This is a genomic window from Stenotrophomonas veracruzanensis (assembly GCF_032911525.1).
GTDB lineage: Bacteria > Pseudomonadota > Gammaproteobacteria > Xanthomonadales > Xanthomonadaceae > Stenotrophomonas > Stenotrophomonas africana.
The window spans coordinates 43,484-61,914 of sequence record NZ_JAWJTI010000001.1 but is presented as its reverse complement, the minus strand read 5'-3'; the positions used below and the strand labels follow the sequence as shown (position 1 = coordinate 61,914).

Sequence of the window (18,431 nt, the reverse complement as noted above, 5' to 3'; positions counted from 1 at the left end):
GCACTTCCTCCCCCTTTCCGTCTACCGAACGAGTACCGCCGTGTCCTTCTTTGCAAACGTGGAACTGGTCCCAGGCGACCCGATCCTGGGCCTGACCGAGGCGTACAACGCCGACAGCCGCCCGACCAAGGTCAACCTGGGTGTGGGCATCTACTACGACGAGAGCGGCCGCATTCCGCTGCTGCGCGCCGTCAAGCAGATCGAGCAGCAGCTCGCCGCTGAAGCCAAACCGCGCGGCTACCTGCCGATCGATGGCCTGCCGGCGTACACGCAGGCCACGCGTGAACTGGTGTTCGGCAAGGACTCGCCGCTGCTGGCCGCCGGCCGCGTCACCACCGCACAGACCGTTGGTGGCAGCGGTGCGCTGCGCGTCGGCGCCGACGTGCTGAAGAAGCTGCTGCCGCACGCCACCGTTGCGCTGAGCAACCCGAGCTGGGAAAACCACCGTGCGGTGTTCAGCGCGGCCGGTTTCGAGGTGCTGGATTACACCTACTTCGACCCGGCCACCCATGGCGTCGATTTCGACGGCCTGCTGGCCGACCTGGGCAAGCTGGAAGCCGGCACCGTGGTGCTGCTGCATGCCTGCTGCCACAACCCCACCGGTGCCGACCTCACGGTCACCCAGTGGAAGCAGGTCGCGCAGCTGCTGAAGGACAAGCAGCTGTTCCCCTTCATCGACATGGCCTACCAGGGCTTCGACAAGGGCATCGAGCAGGACGGCGCCGCCGTGCGCATCATCGCCGAAGCCGGCATCGACAGCTTCATCGTCGCCAACTCGTACTCCAAGTCGTTCTCGCTGTATGGCGAGCGCGTGGGTGCGCTGTCGATGGTGGCGCCGACCGCCGCTGACGCCAAGGCCGTGCAGTCGCAGGTCAAGCGCGTGATCCGCACCATCTATTCCAGCCCGTCCACCCACGGTGCTGCGCTGGTGGCCGGCGTGCTGACCAACCCGGAACTGCGCGCGATGTGGGAGCAGGAGCTGACCGAGATGCGCGAGCGCATCCATGCCCTGCGCCAGGGCCTGGTCGAGAAGCTGGCCGCTGCAGGTGCCCCGCAGTTCGGCTTCATCAACGAACAGGCCGGCATGTTCTCCTACTCCGGCCTGAGCCGTGAGCAGGTCGAGCGCCTGCGCGACGAGTTCGGCATCTACGCCGTCGGCACCGGCCGCATCTGCGTGGCCGCGTTGAACCAGAACAACCTGGAATACGTCGCCAAGGCCGTGGCCACCGTCGCCAAGGGCTGAAACAACGCTCCAGTAGCTTGAAGACAGAGGCGCCGATAGGCGCCTTTGTTTTTTTTTGCTTTTGCTCTTGCCATCCCACCGCGCTCGCGGCGAACCCTGAAACGCAGGGCGAGGCACACCGTGGCCAGGACCGTGAGGCGCATGGATGCGCCGATCGAGCCCCCATGGGTGAGGGCGCTTTGCCTGCGAGGCATGCCTCGCAAGCGCCAGAACGCACAGCCGCCAGCGGCTGGGCCGGACCACGGAGTGGGGTTTACGGCGTGTCCTGGCCACGGTGTGCCTCGCCCTGCGCCTCCATGAAGGAAGGCGCCACGAGCGCAACGCATCTGGAAACGATTACGACTTCCCGCGCTCACGCACGGCCCCGCCAGACGGGCGACAATAGGCGTTTTCCCGCTGCCGAGACCTGCCCGCTCATGTCCCGTACTTCGTTGACCCGCTTCCTGATCCAGGAACAGCACGCCGGCCGCATCAACGCCGACCTGCGCCAGCTGATCGCGGTCGTCGCCCGCGCCTGCACCAGCATCTCCATCGCCGTCAGCAAGGGCGCCCTCGGTGGCGTGCTCGGCGATGCCGGTACCGGCAACGTGCAGGGCGAAGCGCAGAAGAAGCTGGACGTCATCAGCAACGAGATCCTGCTTGAAGCCAACGCCTGGGGTGGCCACCTCGCCGCCTGCGCCTCGGAGGAAATGGACCACAGCCAGCCAGTGCCGGACATCTATCCGCGCGGTGATTTCCTGCTGCTGTTCGATCCGCTCGACGGCAGCTCCAACATCGACGTCAACGTCTCCGTCGGCACCATCTTCTCCGTGCTGCGCTGCCCGACCAACGTGGAACTGCCGGGCGATGACGCGTTCCTGCAGCCGGGCAGCAAGCAGATTGCCGCCGGTTACTGCATCTACGGGCCCAGCACCCAGCTGGTGCTGACCGTCGGCCACGGTACCCACGCTTTCACCCTGGACCGCGAGAAGGGCGAGTTCGTGCTGACCACCGAGAACATGCAGATCCCGGCGGCCACCCAGGAATTCGCCATCAACATGTCCAACCAGCGCCACTGGGAAGCACCGATGCAGGCCTACGTGGGCGATCTGCTGGCAGGCAAGGAAGGCGCGCGTGGCAAGAACTTCAACATGCGCTGGATCGCCAGCATGGTGGCCGACGTGCATCGCATCCTGACCCGCGGCGGCATCTTCATCTACCCGTGGGACAAGAAGGACCCGTCCAAGGCCGGCAAGCTGCGCCTGATGTACGAAGCCAACCCGATGGGCCTGCTGGTGGAACAGGCCGGCGGCGCCGCCTGGACCGGCCGCGAGCGCATCCTCGACATCCAGCCCGACCAGCTGCACCAGCGCGTACCGGTGTTCCTCGGCTCGCGCGAGGAAGTGGCCGAAGCCGTGCGCTACCACCACGCACACGACAACGCACAGGGCTGACGGCCTATCGCCTGACAGCGGTCATGGCAGAACGATGACATGACCGTGGGGTGACACCGAGGGCGGCAAACGGCACCATCAAGCCGTTGCCGCCTAAGGAATGCACGCATGCACGAGCAGGGCCCGGTCGATTTCATTGAAGTCATCCACAACGCCGTCCCCAGCGAGGTCTGCGCGGCCATCGTTGAACGCCTGCGCGCCACGCGTGGCTTGCAGCCCGGTGCCGTGGGCAGTGGCGTGTTCCCGGAACTCAAGCACAGCAAGGATCTGCGCATCAGTGGCCTGGACGGCTGGCAAGATGTCGATCAACAGCTGCAGCTTGCGGTGTTCAACGGCCTGCTGACTTATCTACGCCGTTATCCACAGGCGTTGATCGCCCCGCTGATGTTGCAGATCCAGGACAGCAACGGCCAACCGCGACGCCTGTCTGCCGAGGACTTCCCCGACATGCCGCCACAGCAACTGGCGGATCTTGCGCGGACCTGCCTGCGCCCCGGCGCCATCAACCTGCAGTGGTATGCGGCGGGCGAGGGTGGTTACCCCTACTGGCACTGCGAGCTGTACCCGAAGGACGCACAGGCCGAGACCCTGCATCGGCACGTGCTGTGGACGCTGTACCTCAACGACGACTTCGACGAAGGCGAAACCGAGTTCCTGTTCCAGGGCCGCAAGATCGCGCCACGCACCGGCAGCCTGTTGATTGCGCCGACCGCGTTTACCCATACCCATCGCGGTAACAGGCCGCAGGGTGGGGACAAGTTCATCGCGACGAGTTGGATCCTGTTCCAGAGCGCGCAGAAGTTGTTTGGGGGCGGGTGACGTCGGATCGGCAGGCCGATATCGCTTGCCTGGTAGAGTCGAGCTTGCTCGACTGAATCTGGAGCGAAGTCGAACAGGCTCGACGCTACCGAGGACGGCGGCGATGTAGTTGCATGCAAGCTGTCCCACCCGGGTATCGGGTCGGCCCCAAGGATCGCCAGAGATTACCGTTGCCGCCTTGCAGGCAATGATCTTCTCGACGGGGATTTCCTTGGGTTGGCAGCTGAACCGAAGATAGAAGAGCGCTCTTCATTCCGATCAGGACAGCCGCGACAAGGCACAGAGTTAGTTGGACTAGTGACCTCTTGTTTGCAATGCGCGCTATCGGTCGTCTTGCGTCCATGGCGCTGACCAGTGTCCAGTGGAACGATCGGCGCGCAGAGTCCATCCAGCGACAGGACGACTCACGATCTCCAGCTCTACATTAGGGCTTCGGCTTCCTCCACGATCTGATCAGGGTTTTGTACATGACCCAGGCAATCCAGCCGCAGACCAACCCAACCCCAGCGACAGTGATTTCCTCTTCCCCGAAAGGAGATCCACCTACCCCTTGATAGACGACGAAGACAGTTGCTCTCAACGACAACAGGGCAAATATGACTACAGGTGCCCAAAGTACAAACTTCATCATTCCCCCGCGTGCAATGCATGGACCCATGCTCGACGACTGGCCGCCTACGCTCTCTGTCCCGACATCTGCGACATCATGATCTTCTTGCATGTGCGGATTACCGACATGAGGTTCCTCTTTGCGCTCTTGCCTCCGCGGTACTACCGCCGAGAATCGATGTCAGAAGAGGCAGCATTTTCCCTCAGAACGCGGTGCCAGTACGCGTAACTCCAAGCTTTCCATGCTAGCTGTTGCAGCTTCCAGAACCCGAAAGCCATCAGCCTCAGATTGGCTGTCGCAAGCGGCCGTGGCAAATAGAGTCGAGCTTGCTCGACTTCGCTCCAGATAGAGTCGGGCAGGCTCGACGCTACCGCGGGCGACGGCGATAGAGAATCCCGCCTGCCACAGCGCCGAACACCGCCACACCGAAACCAACGAGCTCTTCTTCTCCAAGCGCGTCGCCGGAGATCAGCTTGCCGCCCGTCAGCAGCAGAACGTTCAATGGAAGCATCCACAGGAAAGCGATGCCCAGCCAGTAGATGATCTTCATGTCATGTGCTCACGGGTCCGGATACATCGACTTGAACCAGTAGGCGGATCTGTTCCGCATCCATGAGCTGAATTCTCCCGTCTCCAGTTTCCGCAGCTGGCGCATGTCTATTCCATAGCGCTGGAACAGCGAAATCAACTCTCTCATACCTTCGTCATCCACAGCCGACGGATCAACAGAGACGTTTGATCGTCCTGAGGAACCCTTCGACGAACACCACGCCCGGAATCTGGTTCAACCTGGAGAAGAACGCATCCTCGTCCAGTCGTGAGTAGAACCTCAGGGAACAAATTTCTATTTTCAGCATTGCCAGTCGTCGCAGAAGTGATTGCATGCAGGCAGTTCCACCCAGCTATCGGGTGGGACCAAAGGATCCCCAGAGATCGTCGTTTCCTCCTTGCCAGGCACTGAGCTTCTCGACAGGGATTTCCTTCAGTTGACAGGTGAACTGGAGATAGAAGGAACGGTCTTCTTTTCGATAGCTGTTCCACCCAACAGCCGTCACTTTGACTTCGATCTGACTATCGCCCTTGTGCGGCTGATGTAGTTCGACGTCCGCTGAATCGGACAGCCAGTGGTCTCCCTTGTGCGCGAAGCCCGCGCCGCCACTTGTCAAGCGCGCATGCACCACCTGCGGCATCCCTTCCGACGAGGGCGCGTATCGCTTCAAGCTGCCTGTGATCTTGATGTACTGCTGGGAATCGATCACGCCTGGCGACTCCGAGAGGAGGCGCAGCAGAAGGAGAGTGTCCGTGCCGTTGCGCACCCTCTGACCTGTATTCGCCACCCACAGTCGCTGTTCGAACTCGTCCAGGCCAGCCGGCATGTTAGTGACGATAGCGGCCTGCGGAACGACGATGCATTCGTGCAGGGCGCGAGCCTCCACCTGTGCGCTCGCAAGGTAGAGAAGGAGACCACTGGCGTGGAAGCAGTGCGTGCGTTTCATCATGTACAGCACGTTCGTGCGGATTCAGTTGCGCGAACGTCTGGAGGGGTGTGCCTGTTCGAAGGGGGATGCCTCCGGATCATGCACTCCCGTCCATGCATCAAGCTGCTCCAGAGACAATGGCTGGGCTCTCAGATGCTCTGACACCGTGGTCGGTGCCTCGCACTCTCCCGGCCATTGCAGTGGGCTTGCAGAGCGAAACGTTGCATCGACCTGGACCTCGATGCCGGAGTCTCCTGCGGAAACCACGGTAATCTGCCCTGCGACCGGCACTGCGTAGCAGCCCGTCTTTCCGGCAAACGCGCTGGACCCTCTGCTATGGAACATCCGTACTCGATCATTTGGGACAGAGAACCGGTCGCCTGCTTTCGCATCAGCGGGGAGCTGGATCGTGAGCTTGCTGAAGGTGGAACGGTCGGTCCTCCACGACGAGCGGAATCGTCTCAGCCCGATCACTCGGCTGTCCCCGGCAACGATCTGGTGACAAGCGAAGAGTCGCTGGCGCGGCTCGACCGTAAGGCAGGCGGGGCCGTGCATGGCAGCGTCTTCAACCACAAACGCACGGGCAGCCTCTGCATCGGTACCACAGAAAAGCAGAAACGCACCACAGCTGAAGGCATGTGAGCGCTTCATGTGCGAACCGATTCGTCGTCAAGCGAACGGCATCGCACTGTAACGGATCCTGGGTCATCCATCTGCATCCCTCCCTGGCTTGCAGGCCATCCGGCCAAGCGCAGATTGTTGCCGGTAAGCCGGGCAGCGGTCCAGCGTTCTAGAACAGACTTCCCTGCGGCGAATCCTTCTTCGGCGGCAGCGGCTTCAGGAACCGGCTGCAATCCAGCTTAGGCCAATGGCTGTTCTGTGCATTGAACCCGAGACGCTTTCGCGCCAGCTTGAAGCGGTTGTTCAACAGATCGGCATACACGCCCTGGCCACGCATGCGGGTGCCGAACTGGCTGTCGTAGTCCTTGCCGCCGCGCAACTGCTGGATGGTGCTCATCACGTGCGCAGCGCGATCGGGATGATGCGTATCCAGCCAGTCGCGGAACAGCGGTGCCACTTCCAACGGCAGGCGCAGCAGCACGTAGCCGGCGGTGCTCGCACCTGCGTCGTGCGCGGCCTCCAGCACGGCTTCCAGCTCGCTGTCGTTGATCCACGGAATCACCGGCGCCACCATCACACCGACCGGAATGCCAGCGTCATGCAGGCGCTTCATCGCGCGCAGCCGTGCATGTGGCGCTGATGCGCGCGGTTCCAGCTTCGCGGAGAGATGCGGATCCAGCGAGGTCACCGAGAAGTGCACGCTGACCAGGTTCTCCGCGGCCAGCGGCGCGAGCAGATCGATGTCGCGCTCGACCAGTGCGTTCTTGGTGATCAGCGAGAACGGATGCCGGGTCTCCAGCATCACTTCAATCAGCTGGCGGGTCAGCTTGAACTTGCGTTCGATCGGCTGGTACGCATCGGTGTTGATGCCCAGTGCGATCGGCTGCGGCACATAGCCCGGTTTCGACAGTTCCTTGCGTAGCAGCTGCGGCGCATTGGTCTTGGCGAACAGCTTGGTCTCGAAGTCCAGCCCCGGCGACAGGTTCAGATAGGCATGCGAAGGGCGGGCGAAGCAGTACGAGCAGCCGTGCTCGCAACCGCGATACGGATTCACCGATTGACTGAAGCTGACGTCCGGCGAGTTGTTGCGGGTGATGATGCTGCGCGCGGTTTCGGCGCGTACTTCGGTGCGCAGGCGCGGGGCGAGGAATTCTTCGCTTTCGTCGACCGCCCAGCCGTCGTCCACCGCCTCGCTGACGGTGCTTTCAAAGCGCCCGGCAAGGTGGGACGTGGAACCTCGGCCCTTGATCGCAATACCCATTGCGTCAAGGTACGCCAAGGCTGTCTCAATGGCTGCGACGGCCGCCTGAAGGGTTCAGGGCGGTGCTGAGCCGAGCATGGGCTCGGCTCTACAGTTGATGCAGAGACCTTGTAGAGCCGAGCCGACGCTCGGCTGCAATGCATCAAAGCAACGCCAGATACCCGCGCACCGTGGCATCCAGTCCGTCATACAGCGCCTCGCCGATCAGCGCGTGGCCGATCGACACCTCCAGCACCTCCGGCACGTGGGCCAGGAAATCGCGCAGGTTGTCCTGTGACAGGTCATGGCCGGCATTCACGCCCAGGCCAACGGCCTGCGCGCGGCGCGCGGCGGTGGCGAACAGCGCCAGCATCGCGTCGGCATCGCCCGCCGCATGCGCGTCTGCGTAAGGGCCGGTATAAAGCTCGATGCGGTCTGCTCCTACCTCGGCTGCCTGCTCCAGCAATGGGTTGCCCGCGTCGACAAACAGGCTGACGCGGCAGCCCAGTGCTTTCAGTTCCGCAACCACCGGGCGCAGTCGCTCGGCATCGCGCTCGAAGTCAAAACCGTGATCGGACGTGATCTGCCCATCGCCATCCGGCACCAGGGTGGCCTGCGCCGGGCGGGTCTGTTCGCACAGCGGCAGCAGGCCCGGGTAGCCCTCGCGGGGTGGCGCGAACGGGTTGCCTTCGATGTTGAACTCGACACCCCGCCCGCGGGTCAGCATGGACAGCGCCAGCACGTCCTCGGCGGTGATATGGCGGCGGTCCGGCCGCGGGTGCACGGTGATGCCATGCGCACCGGCATCCAGGCAGGCCTGGGCGGCACGCACCACGTCCGGTTCGGCACCGCCGCGCGAATTGCGCAGGACGGCGATCTTGTTGACGTTGACGCTGAGCTGGGTCATGGAACGGAACTACTTGGAAAGAGGGGACGGATCGTGATCGTTGGCGTCTTCGTTGCGGCGGGCCTGGGCCTGCTCGCGCAGGCGGCGCAGCTCCTCGGCATCGACCAGGGTGGCGGGGTCCCGCTGAAGGTCGCCGAAGCGGGCCACGTAGCGGCCGCGCACCCAGGCCAGCAGGAAGGCGAGGGCGGCCAGCAGGCACAGGCTCATCAGCCCCGCGCTGGGCGTCTTCAGGGCGAAGGCAAAGCAGCCCAGCGCCAGCAGCAGGTACAACCAGTACATAGTCGGGCTCCCCGGGTGATCGCCGCAGTGTAGCGCTGCGTCAGAGCAGCGGCGAGGCCAGCCGGGCGAAGGCCTCGGGCAGGCGGTGCAGCCACAACGAGCGGCCGGCCTGGTCGTGCACCCGCGTGGAACGGTCGAATTCGCCCTGCAGCAGTTCGGCCAGCGCGGCGACGCGGTCACGGTCGCTGATCATCATCGACAGCTCGAAGTTCAGCCGGAAGCTGCGGTGGTCGAAGTTGGCGCTGCCGACGATGCAGACATCGTCATCGGCGATGAAGGCCTTGGTATGCAGCATGCGTGGGCCGTACTCGTAGATCTTTACCCCGGCGTGCAGCAGCTCGTCGAAATAGGAGCGTGCGGCCTGGGTGACGAACCAGGAGTCGCTCATCTTCGGCACCAGCAGGCGCACGTCCAGGCCGCCCAGCGCGGCCGAAGTCAGGGCCATCCGCGCCGCTTCGCCGGGCACGAAGTAGGGCGTCACCAGCCACACGCGCTCGTGTGCTTCCTGGATGGCTGCCACGTGCAGGCGGTGGATGGTTTCCCAGCCCGAGTCCGGGCCGGATACCAGCACCTGGGCGTTGATCGCACCGTCGCCGCGCAGCGGCATGTCGGCTGGCCACAGGCGGGCGATGTCCATGCGCGAGGGATCCTGCCCGCTGGCGTAGAGCCAGTCCTCGGCAAATACCAGCTGCAGGCTGCGCACTACATGGCCGCGGATGCGCATGTGCAGGTCGCGGTAGGCGTCCGACTTGCGGCTTTCGTCCTCGTCGTCGGTGATGTTGATGCCACCGGTAAACGCCAGCCGGCCATCGACGATCACCAGCTTGCGGTGGGTGCGCAGGTTCAACCAGGGGCGCTTGAAGGGCTTCAGCAGCTGCCGCGGATGGAACCAGACCGCCTCGCCGCCGGCATCGATCAGGGGCTGCAGGAAGCGGCGGGGCAGGGCGGAAGACCCTACTGCATCCAGCAGCAGGCGCACCTGCACGCCGGCCTGTGCACGTTCCACCAGCGCGTCACGCAGGGCGGTGCCGGCATGGTCCGGGTTGAAGATGTAGTACTCCAGATGCACGTGGTCGCGCGCCTGCGCGACGGCTTCCAGCAAGGCCGCGTAGGTCGCGGCGCCGTCCACCAGCCAGGTCACCTCGGTGGCGCTGCTCGGCGCCAGTCCTGTCGTGGCCTGGGCGATCTTGGCCAGCTCGGTGCAGTCGGCATCGGGCGGGCAGACGTCGCTGTAGTGCTCCATGCCCGACCGCGCACGTCCACGGCGCAGGCGCTGCCGCTTCACCTTCTGCGGGCCCAGCAGGTAGTAGATGAAGAGACCCAGGTAGGGCAGCAGCGCCAGTGACAGGATCCAGCTCAGCGTGGCCACCGGTTCGCGCTTCTGCAGCATGATCCAGCCTGCCAGCGCGAACAGGTACAGCAGGTAGGCCACCGCCAGGATCGTGCCGAGATGGGCGATGCCGTCAAGCCAGTGGCGCAGGGAGTCGAAGAGGGCGAGCATCCGCCGATCATAGCGGCCCCGGCCATCCGGCATGAAAAAAAACGCCCCTGTTTCCAGGGGCGTCTGCAGTCGCGTCATGACTGTTGTGTTGCGGTGTAGCGATTACTGCTGCACAAAACCGATCTTCTTCATCTGAGCATTCTTCGCGGCGGCCAGAACCTTGGCCATCACGTCGTACTCGGAATCCGGGCTGGCGTCGATGCGCAGTTCCGGCTGGTTGGTCGGGTCCTTCTGGACCTCGTTCTCCATCCGCTGCTGCAGCTCGCTGGTATTGATCGGGCTGTTGTTCCACGAGACCTGGTTGCTGGCGTCGATCTTGAGTTCGATCGGCGGCGGCGGTTCGACCAGCTGCGGCGGTGGGTTGAGCACGCGCTGCGGCAGGTCCACGGCGATCGGGTACGTCATGATCGGCGCGGTCACGATGAAGATGATCAGCAGAACCAGCATCACGTCCACGAGGGGCGTGACGTTGATGTCTGCCATGGGGCCCTTGCCACCACCACTACTGAATGCCATGGCTTATTGCCCCTTTTCTTTGGTCGCGACGAAGCCGACGTCCAGCATGCCCTGCTCCTGCGCGACCTTGGTCAGGTCGTTGATGACGCGCATCTTGGTGGTGCGGTCACCACGCAGGTTCAGCGGCGGCTGCGGGGTCTGCTGGGCGGCGGTCGCCAAGCGCGACTCGAGAGTCTGCTTGTTGATTTCTTCGTCGTTCCAGTAGATCGAGCCGTCTTCCTTGACTGCCAGGGTGATCGGTCCGGAACGCTTTTCAGCGTCTTCCGGCTTCTGGATCAGGTTGGCTTCCGGCAGATCCACCTTGACCTTGTGGGACATCAGGGGCGCCGTGATGATGAAGATGATCAGCAGCACCAGCATCACGTCCACGAGGGGCGTAACGTTGATGTCGGCCATGGGGCCGCCGCTGTTACCACTACTGAAAGCCATAACGGGCTCCGTCTAGATCTTGGTGACTACTTACGTTCGTCGCAGGGTGACGCGCGCCGCAATTAGCGGACGCGCGAGCCGGTGGCGAAGAAGTCGTGCAGGTCGTGCGCGAAGGTATCGAACTTGCTGATGGTCGCGCTGTTGATCTTGCTGAAGAAGTTGAAGGCGAACACGGCCGGGATCGCGACGAACAGACCGATCGCGGTCATGATCAGCGCTTCACCCACCGGGCCGGCAACGGCGTCGATCGAAGCGGAGCCGGTGGCACCGATCTTGATCAGCGCGCCGTAGATGCCCCACACGGTACCCAGCAGACCGACGAACGGAGCGGTTGCACCGACGGTGGCCAGCAGGGTCATGCCCGACTGCAGCTTGTTGCTTTCGCGGGTCACGGCCTGACGCAGAGCGCGGTCGACGAACTCCGAACGGCTCAGGTTCTCACCCACGCCGCCGGTGGCGCCGCCTTCAGCGCGCTGGTGGTGGGCAGCAGCCTGGGCAGCGTCCAGAGCGATCTTGGAGAACGGCTCGGAAGCCGGCTGTTCTTCCATCGCACGGATGGCGTCCTGCGCGTTCGGGGTATCCCAGAACAGGCTGACGACGCGATCAGCGGCGCTCTTCAGGCGGGTGGCACGGAAGATGTTGATGACGGTCCAGTACCAGGACATGGCCGACATGGCGATCAGGGTCAGCAGCACGACCCAGGAAACCGCGAAATCACCCGGCTTGGTGGTCATTTCGTGGATCAGGTGCTCGAAGCCCATCTGCGACAGGGCGTTGGACGGATTGCCCCCGGCAGCAGCGGCGATGAAAATTTCCTGCAGCATGACGCTTACCTTTGTTGTGTGTGGTGATAAAGGGTGTAGCTAAGCTAAACAATCGAACCGGGAGCGGGGGTGGCCAGGCGGCCACCCGGACGCATCAGTTCAGCGCAAAGTTGACCGGGACGCGAACGCGACCTGCCGCCTTCTTACCGCCAGATTCAGCGGCGTTGAAGCGCCACTTGCGAGCCGCTTCCATCGCAGCACGGTCCAGGTCGCGGTTACGGCTGGACTTTTCCACCGTGACATTGGTGACGTTGCCGCTGGCATCGACATCAATGATCAGGATCACTTCGCCCTGGATACCAGCGCGGAAGGCTGCCGGCGGGTAGCGCGGCGGATTCATGGCCTTCGACGAGATGTCCACGCTGGCCTCGATCGAGGTCGCAGGTGCCGGCGGCGCGGGCGGCGACGGCGGGGTGACGATATCGCTCGGGCGCGGTTCCGGCACGTCCACGACCGGCGCCTGCGGCGGCGGCGGGACCGGCGACGGCTTCGGCGGCGACAGATTCTTCACCGGCGGCGGCGGAGTATCTGTCGGCGGCGGCGGCGGCGGCGGCGGGGGCGGCGGCGGCGGTGCGTCGACGATGGTCACCATGACGTTACGCTCCTTCTCAGCCACGGCCTTGGGGGCCACAGCGGGGATCAGGAGCATCATGAAGGCGGCCAGATGCAGGGCGATTACAAACGCGATGCCGACGATGCGAGGCCAGCTCAGCCCCTTGTCATCGGGTTGTTCGTACCGGTGAACGACTAGTTGTTCCGTCATGCGCCAAGAGCTCAATAGTGGGGCCGGGATGCCGGGGGCGGAATCCCTGATCAGCGGTGCATGACACCGCAGGAACCTCCAAGCTTATACCAATCCTGAGCGCCTGCGCATCAACTGGGCAGGCATTCAGGCGTTATTCCTACTTACTTCAGGTTGATGATTTTTTTGGCATCAGCCTGGTTCTTCACACCCTTCGCCAGCGCCTGCTGGGCGGCCTGCTTGGCCTCCGGGATGCGACCTTCGGCATGCAGGACGCGTGCCAGGTTCAGGTAGGTCTCACCGTCCTTGGACAGCGGGGCAGCCTTCTGCCACGCATCGATCGCCTGCGGCACCTGGTCGGAGTAGTAGTAGGACTGGGCCAGCGCCAGGTAGACCTGGTAGTCCGGCTTCAGGATGCCCTTCTGCAACCCTTCGTTGATGACCGCGATGACGTCCTTTTCCTTGTGTTCGGTGTTGGCATAGATCGAGTACAGCTGCTTGTACTCGCGCTCTTCGGTGAGCTGGCCGCTGCTGCGCAGCTTGTCCATCACCGCAGCCGCCTTGTCCATCTGGTCGGCCTGCATGTACATGCTGGCCAGGTTCAGCTGGGCCTTCTTGTCATTGGGGTTCTTGGCAGCCAGGGCCTCGGCTTCCTTGACCGCTTCACCGGACTGGCCGGCTTCGGACAGGGCCGCCATCAGCAGCTGGTTCCAGTTGTCCTTCGGTTCGGTCGAGCCAGCGATGGCCTGCTTCAGCACCGGGATCGCTTCCTGGTAGCGCTCCAGCTGGTACAGCGCCTGGCCCTTGGCGATCAGCTCTTCCGGCTTGGTCGACTTGCTCTCGGCGAAGTACTTGTCGAGAGTGGCCAGGCCTTCGGCGGTCTTGTCTTCCTGCAGTTCCAGCTGGCCCAGCATCAGCATCGACTGGAAGTGGCCGTTGTTGTCCAGGCCGTTGAACTGCAGGACCTGCTTCAGGTAGGCGATCGCCGCTGCGGTGTCGTCGGTCTGGTAGGCGGCCTGCGAGGCCAGCTGTGCGGCCAGCGACTTGTCGTACTCGTTCGCGGCGCTGTCAGCCAGGATGGCGTCGGCCTGCGTGCGGGTCTCCGGGAACTTTTCCTTGTTGTAGCTGTCGATCATTTTCTGCAGCTTGCTGCCCAGCTTGGCCGAAGCCTTGACCGTCGGCTCCTGGCGGGTCGCGTTCGGGTACAGCACCTCGGCCTTGGCCTGCTTGCCGCCGCGGTTGCCGCGCTCGGAGGAGCGCGAGGACTGCGCGAAGGCATCGGTGACCACGGCGCCGGTCAGGGCGGTCGCGACGAGGACGGAAAGCACAGCTTTGTGGTTACGGAAAATCATCGTTCACCTCGATCGAACCGCCGGTTAGCGGCAAAGTCGGACTGTCAGAAAAATCTGAGCCGCCAAACGTATCAGAAACAGATGGCGTGAGAAATCGTTTTATGTGCTGCAATACAGCATAAAACTGCGCACTCATCCGCACTTTGGCCGCAGTCCGGCCGCCTGCGCCTGCTGATAGACCGGCGTCAGAGCCGGTGCATCGCGCCGCAGTTCCTGGATCCGGTTGGCCGGGTCAGGGTGCGTGGAGAGCCATTGTGGGCTGCGACCGCCACTGGCGGCCATCATGTTCTGCCACAGATCGACCGCCTGGGCCGGGTTGAAGCCGGCCTGGGCCATCAGTCGCTGGCCGATCACATCGGCCTCGCTCTCCTGGGTGCGCGAGCCGGGCAGCAGGAAGGCGGTCTGCGCGCCCATCCCGCCAAGCTGGTTCACGGTGCTGGCGGCACCCTCGCCGTAGGCGGCCCCGGCGAGCGCGCCGAGCACGGCCAGGCCGGTCTGCGCGCCCATCTGCCGGGTGATGCGCTCTTCGTGGTGGCGAGCGATGACATGGCCGATTTCGTGGCCGATTACGGCAGCCAGCTGGTCCTGGTTCTTGGCGACGGTGAAGATGCCGGTGTTCACGCCCACCTTGCCGCCGGGGAGGGCGAAGGCATTGGGCTCCTTGTCGACGAACACCGCGGTCTCCCACCGTACGCCACGGTACTGGGCAGGCAGCTGCGCGACCAGCGCGTTGACCACACATTGCACGTAGCCGTTCTGGCGGCCGTCGGTGCTGATCTTTTCCTTCTGCTTGGTTTCGGCGAACGCCTGTGCACCCAGCTGGTCCAGCTGCGCCTGTGATACGCCGCCCACCATCTGCCGGCGCCCGGTCGGCGACGTCGTGGTCGCGCAGGCGCTGACCAGGGTGGTGATGACAAGGGCCAGCAGCAGTTGTTTCATGGAAGCTCCCCCGCGTTCATATGCGCAGTGTGTAGCGTAGCGGCTTAATCTTTCGTCAAGCGGACACGGCGTTACGTTGACCCCAGGAACACCATCGCGGCAAGCGCGACAGCATTGTTCAGCGCATGCGCGGTGATCGCCGCCCACAGCGTACCGGTGCGCTGGTAGAGCCAGCAGAACGCGGCGCCCATGCCGCCATAGACCAGCCACAACTGGGCCATCCCCAGCAGCGAATTCTTGCTCAGGCCGGGCACTTCATGCACCAGCGCGAAGGCCAGGCTGCTGAGGATGATGCCCAGCCAGGGGCGGCCCGCCTGCCACAGACGCCCGAACAACACGCGGCGGAACAGCAGCTCCTCGTAAGCCGGGGCGAGCACCACGGCAAACAGCACCAGGAACAGCGGGAAACGCGCGATCGCGTTCTGCATCAGTTCCACGTTGGTCGGCACCGGCTCGATGCCGAACTGCCTGGCCAGGAACGCGATGCCGTTGCTGCCGAGCACGATCAGCGTGGCCACCAGCAGTGTCCAGCCCCAGGTCGAGGGCCGCCGCAGTGCCTGGCGGGAGGCGAGGCGTTCGTCCGCATTGGCGGGACGGCGCCAGAAGTACAACAGCAGTGCGGCGCCTCCGGTGGCAATCAACGCCATCAGGATCTGCGCCAGCGCACCCGGCTGGCCAACCGCCGCGCCGATTGCATCAGGGGACAGCACGCCGCCATTGGCCTCCGCGTTGGCACGACTGACCATGATCGCGCGGTAGAACCCCCACAAAAGCCCGGTGATCATGCTCAGGCCGAACAGGGTGACGGCGGCAATGCCCAGGTCAATGAAGAAGCCCGCCAACGGGGAACCGGCACGCGGCGCGACCGAAGCCGGCGGAATCGGGGGCGGGGCGGAAACCGGGGCGGATGCGGACATCAGGTACCTGCGTTCAAGGGTCGAAGGCCGGCGCGCCTCCCCGCGCACCGGCCGTGTCCCGATTGTGTCAGATATCCAGGTTTGCGACCTTCAGCGCGTTGTCTTCGATGAAGTCGCGACGCGGTTCGACGACATCGCCCATCAGGGTGCTGAAGATCTGGTCGGCAGCGACAGCGTCTTCGATGCGTACCTGCAGCAGTCGACGGGTTTCCGGATTCACCGTGGTGTCCCACAGCTGCTCCGGGTTCATTTCACCCAGGCCCTTGAATCGCTGGATCTGGCGGCCGCGCTTGGCCTCCTCGAGCAGCCAGTTCTGCGCCTTGGCGAAGCTGTCGACTTCGATCGACTTGGCGCCGCGGGAAATGGTCGCGCCCTCGCGCACCAGACCGTGCAGCAGCTTCGACGCCTGGTGGATCGCGCGCAGTTCGCCGCTTTCGAAGGCCGACATCGGCAGCACCTGGATGTGCTGTTCGCCCATGTGGCGACGGGTCACCAGCACAGCGGCCGGGCGCTCATCGTTCGGTTCCTGCAGTTCCAGGCTGAAGCGCGGGCTGCCCAGGCTGCCTTGGTTGAGGCGCTTGGCCAAGGCATCCAGGCCTTCGCCTTCGCCGGCATTGCGCAGGCTGTCCAGATCCATCGGCACGAAATCGACCAGCGCTTCGAGCAGGTTGCGGTCGTAGCGATGCGCGTTGCGTTCGATCGAATCCAGCGCGGCGGCGTAGGTCAGCAACAGCTTTTCCAGGGCCAGGCCTTCAATGCCCGGCTCGCCGGTGGCCGGTACCAGCGCAGCGTTTTCCACTGCGCTGCTGGCCAGGTAGCTGTCCAGTGCCGGGTCGTCCTTCAGGTACAGCTCCTGCTTGCCCTGCTTGATCTTGTACAGCGGCGGCAGGCCGATGTAGACGTAACCCCGCTCGATCAGCTCCGGCATCTGACGGTAGAAGAACGTCAGCAGCAGGGTGCGGATGTGGGCGCCGTCGACGTCGGCGTCGGTCATGATGATGATCTTGTGGTAACGCAGCTTGTCCGGGTTGTACTCGTCACGGCCGATGCCGGTGCCCAGCGCGGTGATCAGCGTACCGACCTGGTCGGAGGACAGCATGCGGTCGAAACGTGCGCGTTCCACGTTGAGAATCTTGCCGCGCAGCGGCAGCACGGCCTGGTTCTTGCGGTTGCGGCCCTGCTTGGCCGAGCCACCTGCCGAGTCACCCTCGACGATGAACAGTTCGGACAGCGCCGGATCCTTTTCCTGGCAGTCGGCCAGCTTGCCCGGCAGGCCGGCGATATCCAGCGCGCCCTTGCGGCGGGTCAGGTCGCGGGCCTTGCGCGCCGCTTCACGTGCACGCGCGGCGTCAACGATCTTGCCGGCGATCGCCTTGGCTTCGTTCGGGTTCTCCTGCAGGAACTCTTCCAGGCGCGCACCGAAGGCGTTTTCCACCGCCGGGCGCACGTCGGAGCTGACCAGCTTTTCCTTGGTCTGGCTGGAGAAGCTCGGGTCCGGCACCTTCACCGACAGCACCGCGATCATGCCTTCGCGCATGTCATCGCCGGTGAGGTTGATCTTGGCCTGCTTGGCGATGCCGTTCTGCTCGATGTAGTTGTTGAGCACACGGGTCAGCGCACCGCGGAAACCGGCCAGGTGGGTACCACCGTCCTTCTGCGGAATGTTGTTGGTGAAGCAGTACATCGTCTCCTGGTAGGAGTCGGTCCACTGCAGCGCTACATCCACAACGATGCCGTTGTGCTCGCCGGTGACCGAGATGACGTTCGGGTGCAGCGGGGTCTTCAGCTGGGCCAGATGCTCCACGAAGCTGCGGATGCCGCCTTCGTAGTGGAAATCGTCGCGACGGCCTTCGCCGCGCTCATCGGCCAGCACGATCTTGACGCCGGAATTGAGGAAGGACAGTTCGCGCAGGCGGCGGGCGAGGATGTCGTAGTGGAATTCCACGTTGTCGTGGAAGGCGACGGTCGACGGCCAGAAGCGCACGGTGGTACCGCGCTTGGTGGTGGTTTCCAGCTTGGCCAGCGCGGTCACTGCGGCGCCGTTGCTGAATTCCTGCTGGTAGTGGAAGCCGTTCTGGAACACGTCCACCAGCAGCTTCTGCGACAGCGCGTTGACCACGCTGACGCCGACGCCGTGCAGGCCGCCCGAAACCTTGTAGCTGTTGTCGTCGAACTTGCCGCCCGCGTGCAGGACGGTCATGACGACTTCGGCTGCAGACACTTCGCGACCGAGCTTGGCACTCATCTGCTCGTGCTTGCCGGTCGGGATGCCACGGCCGTTGTCGGACACCGAGACCGAGCCATCGGCGTGGATCGTCACCGCGACGTGGTCGGCGTGGCCGGCCAGCGCTTCGTCGATCGAGTTGTCGACGACCTCGAACACCATGTGGTGCAGACCGGTGCCGTCATGCACGTCGCCGATGTACATGCCGGGACGCTTGCGGACAGCCTCCAGGCCTTCCAGGGCGGTAATGCTGTTGGCGTCGTAATTGCCGTTGTTTGCCGGGGTGTTCTGTTCGTCGCTCATTGCGCTTGCCGTAGGCTCCGCAGGTCGGCCACCGCGTGGAGCGATGTGCCGAGA

18 protein-coding genes are annotated in these 18,431 nt (G+C 64.0%); 4 read left to right on the top strand and 14 right to left on the bottom strand.

Annotated elements, in window-relative coordinates:
* The first annotated feature begins 40 nt into the window (after positions 1-40).
* The 3 genes from R1H25_RS00265 to R1H25_RS00255 all read left to right on the top strand — a co-directional run bounded on the left by R1H25_RS00265 (position 41) and on the right by R1H25_RS00255 (position 3,495).
* Positions 41-1,243, top strand: coding sequence for an amino acid aminotransferase (locus R1H25_RS00265; RefSeq protein ID WP_317222287.1), 1,203 nt, complete (start codon positions 41-43; stop codon positions 1,241-1,243).
* Between the two features lie 416 nt (positions 1,244-1,659).
* Positions 1,660-2,676 carry a class 1 fructose-bisphosphatase gene (locus tag R1H25_RS00260; protein ID WP_107378880.1) on the top strand — a complete coding sequence of 339 codons (1,017 nt, stop codon included), beginning with the start codon at positions 1,660-1,662 and terminating at the stop codon, positions 2,674-2,676.
* Positions 2,677-2,784: 108 nt separating this feature from the next.
* A complete protein-coding gene (locus R1H25_RS00255; protein WP_295555486.1) occupies positions 2,785-3,495 on the top strand; it encodes a 2OG-Fe(II) oxygenase in 711 nt (236 codons plus the stop codon).
* A 977-nt stretch (positions 3,496-4,472) separates the two neighbouring features.
* On the opposite strand, the gene R1H25_RS00250 is transcribed toward R1H25_RS00255, so the two are convergent.
* Positions 4,473-4,655, bottom strand: coding sequence for a hypothetical protein (locus R1H25_RS00250; RefSeq protein WP_234367974.1), 183 nt, complete (start codon positions 4,653-4,655; stop codon positions 4,473-4,475).
* 352 nt (positions 4,656-5,007) lie between these two features.
* Positions 5,008-5,601: a hypothetical protein gene (locus tag R1H25_RS00245; RefSeq protein ID WP_317222286.1), complete on the bottom strand. Its 594-nt coding sequence runs from the start codon at positions 5,599-5,601 to the stop codon at positions 5,008-5,010.
* A 318-nt stretch (positions 5,602-5,919) separates the two neighbouring features.
* Between R1H25_RS00245 and R1H25_RS00240 the strand changes: the two genes are divergently transcribed.
* Positions 5,920-6,225, top strand: a complete 306-nt coding sequence (locus R1H25_RS00240; RefSeq protein WP_317222285.1) for a hypothetical protein — start codon at positions 5,920-5,922, stop codon at positions 6,223-6,225.
* Positions 6,226-6,373: 148 nt separating this feature from the next.
* Here R1H25_RS00240 and R1H25_RS00235 read toward each other — a convergent pair whose 3' ends face one another.
* The 12 genes from R1H25_RS00235 to gyrB form a co-directional block, all read right to left on the bottom strand.
* On the bottom strand, positions 6,374-7,465 hold the full coding sequence (locus tag R1H25_RS00235; RefSeq protein ID WP_317222461.1) for a PA0069 family radical SAM protein: 1,092 nt from the start codon (positions 7,463-7,465) through the stop codon (positions 6,374-6,376).
* 142 nt (positions 7,466-7,607) lie between these two features.
* Positions 7,608-8,351 (bottom strand): pyridoxine 5'-phosphate synthase, encoded by a 744-nt coding sequence (locus R1H25_RS00230; RefSeq protein WP_317222284.1) that lies wholly within the window; start codon positions 8,349-8,351, stop codon positions 7,608-7,610.
* Positions 8,352-8,360: 9 nt separating this feature from the next.
* Positions 8,361-8,630, bottom strand: coding sequence for a hypothetical protein (locus R1H25_RS00225; protein WP_049447425.1), 270 nt, complete (start codon positions 8,628-8,630; stop codon positions 8,361-8,363).
* Positions 8,631-8,670: 40 nt separating this feature from the next.
* A complete protein-coding gene (gene cls / locus R1H25_RS00220) occupies positions 8,671-10,131 on the bottom strand; it encodes a cardiolipin synthase (protein WP_317222283.1) in 1,461 nt (486 codons plus the stop codon).
* Between the two features lie 102 nt (positions 10,132-10,233).
* The gene (locus R1H25_RS00215; protein ID WP_317222282.1) at positions 10,234-10,647 is read right to left on the bottom strand and encodes a biopolymer transporter ExbD; all 414 of its coding nucleotides are present in this window, start codon (positions 10,645-10,647) and stop codon (positions 10,234-10,236) included.
* A gap of 3 nt (positions 10,648-10,650) precedes the next feature.
* On the bottom strand, positions 10,651-11,076 hold the full coding sequence (locus R1H25_RS00210) for a biopolymer transporter ExbD (protein ID WP_005411739.1): 426 nt from the start codon (positions 11,074-11,076) through the stop codon (positions 10,651-10,653).
* Positions 11,077-11,138: 62 nt separating this feature from the next.
* On the bottom strand, positions 11,139-11,900 hold the full coding sequence (gene exbB / locus R1H25_RS00205) for a TonB-system energizer ExbB (protein ID WP_005411738.1): 762 nt from the start codon (positions 11,898-11,900) through the stop codon (positions 11,139-11,141).
* Between the two features lie 94 nt (positions 11,901-11,994).
* The gene (locus tag R1H25_RS00200; protein ID WP_170272480.1) at positions 11,995-12,552 is read right to left on the bottom strand and encodes an energy transducer TonB; all 558 of its coding nucleotides are present in this window, start codon (positions 12,550-12,552) and stop codon (positions 11,995-11,997) included.
* 254 nt (positions 12,553-12,806) lie between these two features.
* Positions 12,807-13,994: a lipopolysaccharide assembly protein LapB gene (locus R1H25_RS00195; RefSeq protein ID WP_049447424.1), complete on the bottom strand. Its 1,188-nt coding sequence runs from the start codon at positions 13,992-13,994 to the stop codon at positions 12,807-12,809.
* A 132-nt stretch (positions 13,995-14,126) separates the two neighbouring features.
* Positions 14,127-14,933 carry a M48 family metallopeptidase gene (locus R1H25_RS00190; protein WP_006479406.1) on the bottom strand — a complete coding sequence of 269 codons (807 nt, stop codon included), beginning with the start codon at positions 14,931-14,933 and terminating at the stop codon, positions 14,127-14,129.
* 71 nt (positions 14,934-15,004) lie between these two features.
* Complete coding sequence (locus R1H25_RS00185) at positions 15,005-15,850, bottom strand: CPBP family intramembrane glutamic endopeptidase (RefSeq protein WP_049447423.1); 846 nt, start codon at positions 15,848-15,850, stop codon at positions 15,005-15,007.
* A gap of 67 nt (positions 15,851-15,917) precedes the next feature.
* Positions 15,918-18,377: a DNA topoisomerase (ATP-hydrolyzing) subunit B gene (gene gyrB / locus R1H25_RS00180; protein ID WP_049447422.1), complete on the bottom strand. Its 2,460-nt coding sequence runs from the start codon at positions 18,375-18,377 to the stop codon at positions 15,918-15,920.
* Positions 18,378-18,431 lie beyond the last annotated feature (54 nt).